At 43.8% G+C, this 11,674-nt stretch carries 9 protein-coding genes; 6 read left to right on the top strand and 3 right to left on the bottom strand.

Annotation, left to right across the window (positions count from 1 at the left end; translation table 11 throughout):
• Positions 1–12: 12 nt before the first annotated feature.
• The 3 genes from G6R08_RS15040 to G6R08_RS15030 form a co-directional block, all read right to left on the bottom strand.
• Positions 13–1,458 carry an APC family permease gene (locus G6R08_RS15040; protein ID WP_163528990.1) on the bottom strand — a complete coding sequence of 482 codons (1,446 nt, stop codon included), beginning with the start codon at positions 1,456–1,458 and terminating at the stop codon, positions 13–15.
• A gap of 42 nt (positions 1,459–1,500) precedes the next feature.
• The gene (locus G6R08_RS15035; RefSeq protein WP_163528989.1) at positions 1,501–2,850 is read right to left on the bottom strand and encodes an aminotransferase family protein; all 1,350 of its coding nucleotides are present in this window, start codon (positions 2,848–2,850) and stop codon (positions 1,501–1,503) included.
• Positions 2,851–3,275: 425 nt separating this feature from the next.
• The gene (locus tag G6R08_RS15030; protein WP_163528986.1) at positions 3,276–4,409 is read right to left on the bottom strand and encodes a zinc-dependent alcohol dehydrogenase; all 1,134 of its coding nucleotides are present in this window, start codon (positions 4,407–4,409) and stop codon (positions 3,276–3,278) included.
• A gap of 168 nt (positions 4,410–4,577) precedes the next feature.
• Between G6R08_RS15030 and G6R08_RS15025 the strand changes: the two genes are divergently transcribed.
• From G6R08_RS15025 to tcuA, 6 genes are all read left to right on the top strand, one after another.
• Positions 4,578–6,179 carry a sensor histidine kinase gene (locus tag G6R08_RS15025; RefSeq protein WP_163528984.1) on the top strand — a complete coding sequence of 534 codons (1,602 nt, stop codon included), beginning with the start codon at positions 4,578–4,580 and terminating at the stop codon, positions 6,177–6,179.
• Between the two features lie 17 nt (positions 6,180–6,196).
• The gene (locus G6R08_RS15020) at positions 6,197–6,877 is read left to right on the top strand and encodes a response regulator (protein ID WP_163528982.1); all 681 of its coding nucleotides are present in this window, start codon (positions 6,197–6,199) and stop codon (positions 6,875–6,877) included.
• A 190-nt stretch (positions 6,878–7,067) separates the two neighbouring features.
• Complete coding sequence (locus G6R08_RS15015; protein WP_163528981.1) at positions 7,068–8,045, top strand: tripartite tricarboxylate transporter substrate binding protein; 978 nt, start codon at positions 7,068–7,070, stop codon at positions 8,043–8,045.
• Positions 8,046–8,115: 70 nt separating this feature from the next.
• Positions 8,116–8,565 (top strand): tripartite tricarboxylate transporter TctB family protein, encoded by a 450-nt coding sequence (locus tag G6R08_RS15010; RefSeq protein WP_163528979.1) that lies wholly within the window; start codon positions 8,116–8,118, stop codon positions 8,563–8,565.
• Positions 8,566–8,578: 13 nt separating this feature from the next.
• Positions 8,579–10,099: a tripartite tricarboxylate transporter permease gene (locus G6R08_RS15005; RefSeq protein ID WP_163528977.1), complete on the top strand. Its 1,521-nt coding sequence runs from the start codon at positions 8,579–8,581 to the stop codon at positions 10,097–10,099.
• Between the two features lie 12 nt (positions 10,100–10,111).
• Positions 10,112–11,620: an FAD-dependent tricarballylate dehydrogenase TcuA gene (tcuA, locus tag G6R08_RS15000; protein WP_163528975.1), complete on the top strand. Its 1,509-nt coding sequence runs from the start codon at positions 10,112–10,114 to the stop codon at positions 11,618–11,620.
• The last annotated feature ends 54 nt before the right edge of the window (positions 11,621–11,674 follow it).

Below are 11,674 nucleotides of genomic sequence, written 5' to 3'. Positions count from 1 at the left end.
GACTACTTTTTGTTAACTTGTGTGAGAGATGTCAGAGTGTGGATCGTCCTCATTCAGGACCCGATCTATCTCCTGATTCATATGGTGATCAGAGTTCTCTGTTCCATATTTCGCGATTGAAATGTTATAGAGAACCGCTCCGAGCACCATCCAAGAGAGAACGATAATCCATTCATAAGGCCAAATGAGGGCTGAAGGCATACCTGGCATGTAGAGCACACATATGCCGAGCGACATGAGCACAGCTATCCAGCCGATCGTAGTTCCTCCCCGCAAACGGAAAGGGCGATGCATGTCAGGGCTCTTTTTCCGAAGGATGATAAAGGAGACCGCCACCATCAACCAGGCCACGACTAGTCCTAACCCGCCCGCATCAACTAACCATACGAGAGCGGGCCGGCCGAACAATGGTGCGATCGTGGATAAAACGCCGATCGCTAAAATCGCTTTATATGGTGTGTTGTACTTTGGATGAAGTTCCCCCAGTGATTTAGGCAGCATTCCCGCCTTCGCAAGTGCGTAAATAGCACGGCTGCCTCCAACATAGAAACCGATCCAGCTTGTTAAAATCCCGCCAATTCCACCTAGTACAAGAATGTTCCCCATAAGCGTGCTGCCTCCAAATGCCGCTGCCATTGCATCGGCTGTCACCAATGCTGATTCTTGAATGGCCGATGGAGGCATGATCCGAGACACTCCAAAAATAACGAGAATATACCAGGTAACAGCGAGCAGAACAGAGAAGATTAATAGCTGGCCAATTTTCTTACGCGGGAGATTGATCTCCTCAGCAGCCTGCGGAATCACATCGAATCCTACAAACATAAAAGGTGTCATAATAATGACGGTCAATAATCCAGCCATCCCTTTATCAAACAGCGGCTGCATATTTTGTACATTACCTGCCGCTGTACCACCCGTTATTAATAAAATTCCGGCAATGATAATTAGCAGTGTTAAAATGAACGTAATCGAAGTCGTTAATTTAATGCCACGGTAATTAATCCATGTGATTAAAACCGATCCAATAATGCCGACTCCCGCCCACGTCGCTGTCACGTCCCAGCCGGCAATGGTGTAAAGATGCCCCTGGCTGTAACCTGGAATTAAATACTCAAAAACCGTCGGCAGGGCCACTGCCTCAAAAGCAACGACGGATACATAGCCGAGGATGATCGACCACGTGGTAACAAATGAAGCCACTCTGCCCATCGCCTTAAAACTGTACACATGCTCCCCTCCAGTCAGAGGGAGGGCAGAGGCAAGTTCGGCGTACGTCAGACCGACAAAGGTAACGAGAAGACCTCCTAAAGCGAAGGCAAGGATCGCTCCAAGCGAACCTGCCTCGGTAATCCACAGTCCCGCAGTCACGACCCAGCCCCATCCAATCATTGCCCCAAAAGCAAGAGCGAGAACATCTTTATTCCCAAGCACCTTTACTAGTTTTTGATCATGCATGATAATGACCCCCCAGTTTGGAATTTGCAGTGAAGCAATGACTTATGACGACACTCGATCACCAAGCTGTTTTTGTACGGATAATACCGCATCATGTAATTTTGTCACGATTGTTTGAGCTTGTTCCTTGTTCAAAATTAATGGCGGCGCAAAACAAATAATATCCGTGCTGTCATAAGTGACCGCCCGACAAATAACCCCTCGTTCATGCAGGGCTTCAATCACTTTAGAGGCTACCTGCAGCTCTGGCGAAAAGCGTTTGTTCGTCGCAGGGTCCTCCACGAGTTCCATCGCCCCAAGTAAGCCGACCATACGTACATCACCTACGATGTTTAACTTGTTCTTAATTTGCCTGAACCCCTTTAACAATTCGTCCCCCATCGCTTTTGAGTTAGCCACAAGACCTTCTCGTTCAATGATGTCGATATTTTTCAATGCTACCGCCGCTGCTGTTGGATGACCGCTGTACGTAAATCCGTGAAAAAGCGTTCCAGTTGATTTTTCCTTTAAGACATTATGAATCGCGTCTGATACCACAACACCGCCGAGCGGAATATAGCCGCTCGTCACTCCTTTAGCAAACGTCATCATGTCTGGAATGACCCCAGAATGTTCGAGTCCAAACATCTTTCCGGTCCGGCCAAATCCTGTAATCACCTCATCGGCCACAAACAAAATGCCATAATCATCACACAGCTGCCGGATCTCTTGAAAGTAATCTTCAGGAGGAACCAAAACACCGCCGGCACCTTGAACCGGCTCCGCAATAAAGGCAGCAATATTTTCCCGGCCTTCCCGTTCAATGACTTCTCGGATGGAATCGATCGATGGTTTCGTACCTCGTTCATAAGGAGATTCTGCATGGATAAAACCGGGAACCGTAAGACCGGCCATTTCCCAAAACTGAGGGATACCCGTCGCACTTGTAGAAGCAGTGGCTACACCGTGATATCCCTTTTTAAGGGCAATAATTTTGTCACGCTCAGGTTCTCCTTTTATCTTCCAGTAATGACGAATTAATTTGAAAGCTGAATCGTTGGACTCCGAACCGCCAGACGTGAAGAACACCGCATTTAAACCATCTGGTGCGAGTTGGGCAATCTTTTCCGCCAGCAGAATGGCTGGTTCATTACTGAACGTGGAAAACGCCGAACTAAAAGCCAGTGACTCCATTTGCTGTTTAGCTGCTTCAGCCAGTTCTTTTCTCCCATGACCAATATTGACATTCCATAGCGACGACATCGCATCGATATACGTTTTCCCTTCTGTATCTGTTAAATAGACGCCGTTTCCTTCTTTCATGATAGATTTGGCACCTTTCTCTTGCTGCTGCTTAATAGATGATGTCGGGTGAATAAAATGTTTTTTGTCCAACTCGAATAAATCTTTCATCTTCATCTCTCCCTCGTAAAATTAGTATAGAAACCGCTTTCAAACCTTCATAAAACCACTGCTCATACGTTGAAAACTTATGGATAGAAAATAAAGAGCCAGTTATATGGACAGAGAAATACACATAGAACTCCCCGTCTATATAACTGGCTCTAATCTAAGGATTGCTCTACTTCATAAATAGAGTCTGTTAGATTTGACAGTTAATGATTCGCTTAAAAACATATTATCAATGATGTAAAATGGGTGTCAATGGATTTCTGAAGGTTCTAAATTATTTGTACTCTATCTAAATTATATGACATTTACCATTTCTTATGAGTCCATTTTTAACCCTTTCCGTACTCTTAGGAAAATTTCCATCTATAAAACTATAAAAACCGCACCTTCAGTTGTAACTAAAAAGGTGCGGTTAGCTTCTATATCTAAGGTTTTAAAATGACTTTAATGTTTCCGTCTTCTTTTTTATCAAAAATGTCGTACCCTTTAGGGGCTTCATCGAGTGACATGCGATGCGTAATAATATCGGTCGGATCAAACTCATTATTTTCAATCATATCATAGAGTTTAGGCATCAGGTGAATGACCGGTGCCTGTCCCATCTTCAGCGAAATATTGCGGCTGAAGAAGTCTCCGATTGGAAAACCGTTTGCTTCCGTTCCATATACACCCGTCAGCTGTACGGTTCCAAATTTACGAACGGACTGTGAAGCCGTCTTAATTGGGCTGATTGTACCGAACTGATTGTCGAATTCTGAACCAAACTCCTCGTTTGGCGGAACTGTTCCGTCCATTCCGACACAATCAATCACAACATCAGCTCCGCCTTTCGTTTCTTCGTGTAAAAGAGAGCCAATTTCCTCATTCGTTCTGAAATTGTACGTCTCGACGTTATTCGTACGTCCAGCATGGTCAAGGCGGTGATCAACCTGGTCTACAGCAATCACACGCTCCGCTCCTTTTAATTTGGCGAATTTTTGTGCCATCAATCCGATTGGACCGCTTCCGAGGACAATTACCGTGTCCCCTTCACTCACACCACTGTGCTCTACACTCCAGTACGCTGTTGGAATCACATCGGACAAGAACATAACACTTTCATCATCTAAGCTGCTGGATTCCGGCACTTTAAATGAAGTAAAGTCTGCATAAGGCACACGAAGATATTCAGCCTGGCCGCCCGGGTAATTCCCGAACATTTCTGTAAACCCAAATAAACCGCCAATCTCGCCGTGGGGATTGGATTCATCACATTGACTTTCCATTTGATTTTTACAGTAATAGCATTCTCCGCATCCAATATTAAAAGGAATCACGACCCGGTCACCTTTCTTAAGGTGCTTTACATCGGGTCCTACTTCTTCCACGATGCCCATCGGTTCATGGCCTACCACATAATCTTGTTCAGGTTTGATCCCACCTTTATATAAGTGAAGGTCTGATCCGCATATTCCACTAGCCGTTATTCTGACAATCATGTCGTCATTTTTCTGAATAGAAGGTGTTTCCACTTCCTTCGTAACCATTTGCTCTTTTCCTTGAAATGTGACAGCTTTCATCTATCTCACTTCCTTTTCGAAGAGTTTAATTTACTGTATCCGCTATTGCGATTGCTCAAACTTAGCGACTATTTAGCACGGGCCATTAAAACATGGCTCACTATCAACCCTTGATTATGCTAGAATACTAGAAAAGCTCAACTTCAGACTTACAATATGGAGGTCTTTATGGAAAAACTTCTAAGAGTTTCCCTTCAAGTTAAGATTTTAGGATTAGTTATTTTTCTGCTGTTGTTAGTCCTGAGCCTGGTTACTTTTATGGTGGCCTACATGGAATCAAACGAAGATGTCGAAAATGCAGAGAATCTGGCTATCCAGACAGCGATAACGCTCTCTTATATGCCGGTTATCCAGCAGTCCTTCCTGTCTGACAGACCAACAGATGAAATGGATCAACTGGCTGATCAAATTAAAGAAGAAGTGGAAGCTTCAGCAATAAAAATTGTAAATCGGGAAGGAGACATCTACGGATACGCCGGGGCAGAAAAGCCCGAATCTGTTCCCATTAAAGATCACTACCGGGCATTAGTGTACGGAAGTAATTATGTTCTGCAGACTAACGATGGTGAAGAACAACTGCTCAAGGGGATTTCCCCTATCATCATCGACTACGGGGATTATAAAAAAGTAGAAGGTACAGTGGCCGTAGCGTTTCAAATGCAATCGATACATAGTGAAATTGCCTCTGATATTAAAAAAATCATTATGGCTTCAGGGACCGTTTTTCTCCTTGGAATTGCCGGCAGTATCTTCCTGGCCAGAAGTATTCGCAAAGACACTCTCGGACTTGAACCTTTTGAAATATCTGCCCTTTATCGAGAGAGGAATGCTGTATTGCAATCCGTGAAAGAAGGGATGATTGCCTTTGATCATAATGGGACAATTACAATGATTAATTTGTCTGCTCGTGAACTCCTCGAACTGCCAGACCAGATTGAGCATCACAACATCCATGATGTGATTACTTCACCTCAGCTGCTTGATTTAGTCCATTCTGAGAAAGGGATCGTCAATAAAGAACTTCAATATAAAGATAAAACAGTTATCGTTAACAGCCGCCCTATTTTTGCGGAGCATAATAGAACAGGAACAGTAGTTAGTTTCAGGGATAAGACTGAAATTAAAAAAATGATCGATGCGATCTCTGAAGTCAGACAGTATTCTGAAGATCTTAGGGCCCAAGCGCACGAATTCACTAGTAAACTCTATGTAATTTTAGGAATGATCCAACTCGGAAAATATGAACAAGCGATTCAATTGATTCAGGAAGAAGCTCATACTCAGGAGCAAGTCACGTCTATGTTCTTTAGGGATATCCGTGACGAGAAAGTACAGGCGATCCTGCTAGGTAAATTTGCCAAAGCCTCTGAGAAGAAAATCAACTTCTCAATCGAGGACGGAAGTTCGCTGGACCCTTTACCCTCCCACATTCAACTATCACCTCTGATTGTAATTATAGGAAATCTGATCAACAATGCTTTTGAGGCAGTGGCTGCACAACCAGCTAAGAATGTCTCATTCTTTGTTACAGACCTTGGGAACGACATTATCTTTGAAATAGCAGATGGTGGTCAGGGATTAGGAGACGGTGTTGGAGAACGCATATTTGAAAAAGGATTTTCTCTAAAAGGGAACGATCGAGGATACGGACTTGCCAATGTAAAAGAGGAAGTGGACATGTTAGAAGGCTCCATCGAAATTAGCAGCCAAGCACAGGAAGGAACCATTTTTACCATCATACTTCCTAAGCATATAAAGAAAAACACCTAAAAAGGAGAGGATGTTTCATGTTTCGCGTAGTGATAGCTGAGGATGACTTTCGAGTAGCACAAATTCATGAAGAGTTTTTGGCTAAGAAAGGGAATATGGAGTTGATAGGAAAAGCTGGTGACGCCGGGGAAACACTGCAATTGTTGGAGGACCATCCAGTAGACCTGCTTCTGCTGGATGTGTATATGCCAGATGAGCTTGGGACAGAACTTCTCCACAAAATTAGAGAACAACACCCTCACGTTGATATCATTATGATCACGGCTGCAACAGATAAGGCGTTTTTAGAAAAAGCGATCAATTACGGGGTGCAAGACTACTTAATCAAACCCGTAACCATCGAACAATTTCAAGACTCACTGGAACGCTATCAGAAAAAGAAAGAAATCCTTCAGTCAACGAATGAAGTAAATAAAGACATGCTGCGAGAGGTATTTGGTTCAGATCCGGGACCAAAAAGGCAGAAGGCCCCCTCTCTCCCCACTGGCATTGATTATCGGACATTAGATAAAATAAAGCAGATCCTCCAGCAAGAGAGTGAAGGCATTACATCAGAAAAAGCCGGAGAACGCATTGGAGCTTCCCGTACAACTGCAAGAAGGTACCTGGAGTATTTAGTTGGGATTCATGAAGCCTCGGTAGAACAAGTATACGGCATCGTTGGCCGTCCTGAACGGCGTTATTATTGGCACAATTAACATACTGGTTCATATGAACATTTTGTGAACAAAACGCACAAAATGTTTTTTAAATTTTTAAAAAACATTATTTTGGAAACGTTTACACTAAATCAGCTGTAGCGGTACGATGATGGTAATCAGTCCTTCACATCGCCTATTTGCTGCAGCGCAGGTACACAGGGACTAAACTATTAAAGGAGTGTTTGTATTGCGAAAGTTAGCTATGATTCCCATTCTCTTACTTCTCCTCTTCATGACAGCCTGTTCAGGCAGTGCTTCAGGAAATGGAGACTACCCAACTCAAAATATTGAAATCGTCGCACCTGCTTCACCAGGTGGCGGCTGGGATTTAACCGCACGTTCTCTTGAAAAAGTATTATCAGGACAAGAACTAGTTAAAGAGAACATTAATGTCGTCAATAAACCTGGCGGCGGTGGTGAAGTTGGCTGGAAATACTTAAAGTCGCAGGATTCGCATTCTCTGGCTGTCAACTCAAGCCTCGTTCTGACAAACAACCTGCTAGGTCAAAGTGAGCTAACATACAAAGACTTCACCCCTATCGCTACACTAGCAACTGAATGGCAGGCACTTGCTGTCCCAGCAGATTCTAAATTCAGCACAGCATCCGAGTTCCTAAAAGCCACCAAGGCTGATCCTGCTTCTATAAAGATTGGTGTAGGACCTGGTCTTGGTAATGACGATCATCTCTCACTCGTACAGGCAGCAAGTGAGTTTGGCATAAATCCTTCTCAGCTGAACTTTCTGGTGTATGAAGGCGGCGGAGATGTAGTAACAGCCTTGCTTGGCGGACACGTCGATGCTGTTACCACTTCCCTTTCAGAAGTTAAAGACCAGCATCTTGCCGGCAAACTGAAAATTTTAGCCGTCTCCTCTGAAAAGCCTGTAAAAGGAATTGAAGATGTTCCAACTTGGAAGGAAGCGGGAGTTGACATGGTCTTCCCTCATTGGAGAGGCATCATGGGACCTCCAGACATGACAGAAGAAGAAATCGCTTATTGGGATGAAAAATTAAGCAAAATGGTTAAAACAGATGAATGGAAGAAAATTCTCGAAAACAACGACTGGGAAGGTTTCTATAAGAATAGTGAAGAAACTAAAGCCTTTTTACAAGAACAGCACGATCTATACAAACAACTCGTTGAGGATTCTGGACTCGTTAATTAACTAACTATAATGCCTGTTGTCAGAGCTTATGGCAGCGGGCATTAATTCTAGCAAAAGAGGTGAGAACGATATGAAACTAATAAAAATAAGCGTGCCCGCTTTTTTCACTCTGTTTAGTATTATCTTTTTAATCGCATCCCTCAATTTACCTAAAGCGAACCTGGGAAACCCGGATGCTCCCATGTATTTTCCTGTAGGCATAAGCGTTATCATGCTCATTTTTAGTATCATTTATTTCATTCAAGAGCTAAGAAACCTGCACGTTGAAAACGAGGAAATCAAACAAATTCTATCAGGCAGGACACCTAAGCTGATTGGATTCACCCTGGCTTTTGGTATCATTTATGCCTTTATGTTCAACCCCCTTGGCTATCTAATTTCGACTATCATCTATTTAGGTGCCCTGCTTTTTTACTTAAACGGATACAAAAAATGGTTGGTCAATATCATCGTCACCATTAGCTTCTCATTTATATCCTGGTATGCCTTCAGCGAATTACTAGGAGTCAGCTTACCTTAGGAGGTGATTCAACATGGATGTCAGCAGCTTTATGGAGGGTCTTTCGATTGCCCTCGAACCTATGAATATTATGTGGATTATCATTGGCGGATTTTTAGGAACAGTTGTCGGCATGCTTCCTGGTTTAGGACCTGCAACTGCTGTAGCGGTTCTGATCCCGATTACATTTAGTATGAATCCTGTCAGTGCGATTATCTTAATGGCTGCTATTTATTACGGGGCTATGTATGGAGGATCTCGGAGCTCGATTCTTCTCAATACACCTGGCGACGGCTCAGCCATTGCGGCAACATTTGACGGTTATCCTATGGCAAAGAATGGTCAGGCAGGCCCGGCATTAGCTATCTCCGCTGTCGCTTCTTTTATTGGAGGAATTATTGCTGTTGTCGGATTTATTTTCCTGGCTGTACCGCTGGCAGATTTCGCCTTAAAATTTGGTCCAGCGGAGTATTTTCTGCTCATGCTTCTCACCCTTTCCGCCATTATAGCCCTCTCTATTGGGAAAATGGTCAAAGGTTTTCTAGCTATGATGATCGGACTTGCTCTGAGTACGGTGGGGATTGATACACAAACTGGTGTCTATCGATTCACAATGGGCATTCCCCATTTCAGTGATGGGATTGAATTTCTTATCGTGATTATTGGCGTGTACGCCATCGGTGAAGTCCTTTACAACTTTTTAAACATTGACCAGCAAAAGAAAGAAAAGAAGAAAGTCGGCAAAGTCTGGTTTACCAAGGAACAATGGAAACGCTCAAGAATGCCGATCTTACGGAGCGGTCCCATAGGCTTCATCGTTGGAGTTCTTCCAGGAGCAGGCGGAACAATCGCCTCAATGATCGGGTACACAACAGCGAAGCAAACTTCAAAAAATCCAGATGAATTTGGAAAAGGTGCAGTCGAAGGGTTAGCCGCCCCGGAATCGGCCAACAACGCTGCATCTGTGGGGGCCATGATTCCACTGCTTACCATGGGAATACCAGGATCCGGAACCACAGCTGTCATGCTGGGCGCCCTTATTATGCTTGGGTTAAGACCTGGACCGCTTTTATTCGAACAGCAGCCCGATACGGTGTGGGCCCTTGTTAACAGCATGTTTATTGGAAATATTGCTTTAATTATCATCAATATCCTGCTTGTCGGTTTGCTTGTCAAAATTCTTGATACTCCGGCTAAAGTGCTTTACCCGCTCATCGTCATGTTAGCGTTTATCGGAACATACACGCTGAGCTATTCAACAGTCGACTTTTTCTTACTGCTTGTATTTGGACTGTTTGGCTTAATGATGAAAGTGATGGACTTCCCGATTGCGCCACTAGTCCTTGCCTTAATTGTCGGAGCAGATATGGAACAGAATTTCCGTATGGCCGTGCTGTCGTCAAACGGGAATCTAGGAATTTTCTTCTCATCCGGAGTTAGCATTGCTTTAATTGTCCTAACATTATTGTCCCTGTTTTATCCATTGATTCTCAAATTAATTAAGAAAAGAAATAACCAACAGATTCAGGGCGATGACGTCTATAAATCATCCTAAGGAGGAACGATTATGTCCAATGATATTCATTACGATTTAGTTGTAGTAGGTGCTGGAAATGCTGCTTTATGTGCAGCCATTTCAGCACGCGAAGCAGGAGCCAAGGTTCTCGTCCTTGAACGGGGGCCCGAACATAAGCGGGGAGGCAACTCGTATTTCACTGATGGAGCGATTCGCTTTGCCTACAATGAATTAAGTGATATAAGAAAACTGATGCCTGACCTGACAGACGAAGAAGCTGATAAGATTGTAATGCCCGAATATAGCACGCAAGATTACTACGGTGACATCATGCGCGTTACAAGTGACAAAAGCACACCCGAATTAGCCAGCCACCTCGTTAATCAGTCTTATCAAACCATTTCCTGGATGAGAGAGCAAGGCGTTGAATTCGAACTCAATTACAGCAATCAATCTTTTGAAAAAGAAGGACGGTACCATTTCTGGGGCGGCCTTCCTGTGAAAACGAAAAATATCGGAATGGGTTTGATGAGCACATTATTTTCCCGAGCTGTAGAGCTTGGAATCAATATTTGGTACGACTCCCGAGCCGTTGAATTGCGGACAACAAATGGCCAGATCTCTTCGGTGATAGTTGAACAACATAGTGACAAAACGAATATAGAAACATCAAGCGTTGTATTAGCCTGTGGCAGCTTTGAGGCTAATAAACAAATGCGTTCTGAGCATATTGGCGAAGAATGGGAAGCAGCGATTGTGCGCGGTACGGAGTACAATACAGGTGACGGATTGACAATGGCCCTTAATATCGGGGCGCAGAAATATGGCGAATGGTCGGGCTGCCACTCCATCGGCACCGATTACAATGCTCCAAAGACAGGTGATTTTACGAAACCTGGCGACATTTTCAAAAAGCACTCCTATCCATTAAGTATCATGCTGAATAAAGCAGGCGAACGATTTGTCGATGAAGGAGCAGATTTCAGAAACTATACGTATGCAAAATACGGCCGGGAAATTCTAAAGCAGCCAGATCACATCGCTTACCAAATTTATGATCAGCAAGTTCGGCCCATGCTGCGTAAAGAATACAATCTAGAAGAAGCCACCTATTATCAAGCTGACACGCTTGAAGAATTAGTCGCGAAACTGGATGTGAATCGTGAACAGTTTTTAACAACCATTGCTGATTATAATAACGCGATAGAAGATGGCTACTACAATCCCACCGTTAAAGACGGCAAAGCAACAACTGGGGTCACTCCAGCTAAGACCAATTGGGCACTGCCGATCGAGCAAGGTCCCTTCTACGCCTTCCCTGTTACTTGTGGAATAACCTTCTCATTCGGAGGCGTCCACGTAAATACAGAAGGCGAAGTTTTGAATAAAGAGAATGAGCCAATTTCCGGCCTCTTTGCTGCCGGAGAAATGGTAGGCGGGATTTTCTACGGAAACTATCCAGGAGGATCCGGATTAATGTCAGGAGCTGTTTTTGGCAAAACAGCCGGTGCTTCTGCAGCGCGATATGTAGAAAATAAAACAACGAACACCACTTCATAAGCAGATGAAAAACCACCGGATTCATATGGTGGTTTTTCACTTCTATAGGAGCAT

This window comes from Halobacillus ihumii (genome assembly GCF_902726645.1).
Classification (GTDB): domain Bacteria; phylum Bacillota; class Bacilli; order Bacillales; family Halobacillaceae; genus Halobacillus_A; species Halobacillus_A ihumii.
Note: the sequence above shows the minus strand (reverse complement) of the source record. Positions and strands in the feature narration are given on the sequence as shown.